General features: G+C 64.2%; 1 pseudogene. It reads left to right on the forward strand.

Annotated features, from left to right (window positions below):
• Positions 1-59: 59 nt before the first annotated feature.
• Positions 60-1,168, forward strand: a pseudogene (locus J5Y06_RS22975) (IS3 family transposase).
• Positions 1,169-1,194 lie beyond the last annotated feature (26 nt).

The raw sequence follows: 1,194 nt of genomic DNA on the forward strand, positions 1-1,194 counted from the left end.
TGACGTTGCCCCCGTGGATGCCTTCGGTTTGAACTGGACTCCGTCGACAGGAGACGGAGATGAAGAGAAGCCGGTTCACGGAAGACCAGATCATCGGTGTGCTGAAGGAGCACCAGGCGGGAATCCCGACGGCCGAGTTGTGCCGCAAGCACGGGATCTCGGACGCGACCTTCTACAACTGGCGTAACCGCTTCGGCGGCATGGAAGTGTCGGATGCCCGACGGCTGAAGAGCCTCGAGGACGAGAACCGACGGCTGAAGAAGCTGCTGGCGGAATCGATGCTGGACGTCTCGACGCTGAAGGAAGCACTGGGAAAGTTCTGACGCCCAGGACAAGGAAGCGCTTCGTGACCTGGGCGATTGAAGAGAAGTGCTACTCGCAGCGGCGTGCCTGCGGACTGGTCGGGCTCGACCCGAAGACCTACCGCTATGCGTCGCGGCGACCGGATGACACCGCCGTGCGGGTGCGGCTGAAGGAACTGGCGCTTGCGCGGCGGCGGTTCGGCTACCGGCGCCTGCTCATCCTGCTGCGACGTGAGGGCATCGAGCTGAACCACAAGAAGCTGTTCCGGCTCTACCGGGAAGAGCGGCTGACGGTGAAGAAGCGCGGTGGTCGCAAGCGGGCGCTGGGCACGCGGGCACCCATGACGCTGCCGCAGAGACCGAACCAGCGGTGGAGCCTGGACTTCGTATCCGACATGCTCGCCGATGGCAGGCGCTTCCGCGTCCTGGTGGTGGTCGACGACTTCACCCGCGAGTGCCTGACGCTCGTCGTTGACACGTCGCTCTCAGGAATGCGGGTGGCGCGGGAACTGGACGCCATCGCCGCGACGCGGGGCCGTCCGCTGATGATCGTCTCCGACAACGGCACCGAGCTGACATCGCGAGCGATCCTGCAGTGGCAGGAGGACAACCTCGTCGAGTGGCACTACATCGCGCCCGGCAAGCCCACCCAGAACGGCTTCGTCGAGAGCCTGAACGGCCGCTTCCGGGATGAATGCCTTAATGAGCACCTGTTCCGCGGCATGGCAGCGGCACGCCGCATCATCGAAGAATGGAGGATCGACTACAACGAGCACCGGCCGCACACGAGCCTGCGCGGCCTCACCCCGAACGAGTTTGCAACCCGGTCCAGATCGGACCACAAGGAGAACAGAGTCCAGTTATGAACGAGGGCTGATCGGGGGCAACGTCA

The organism is Tianweitania sediminis, from assembly GCF_017813335.1.
GTDB lineage: Bacteria > Pseudomonadota > Alphaproteobacteria > Rhizobiales > Rhizobiaceae > Tianweitania > Tianweitania sediminis.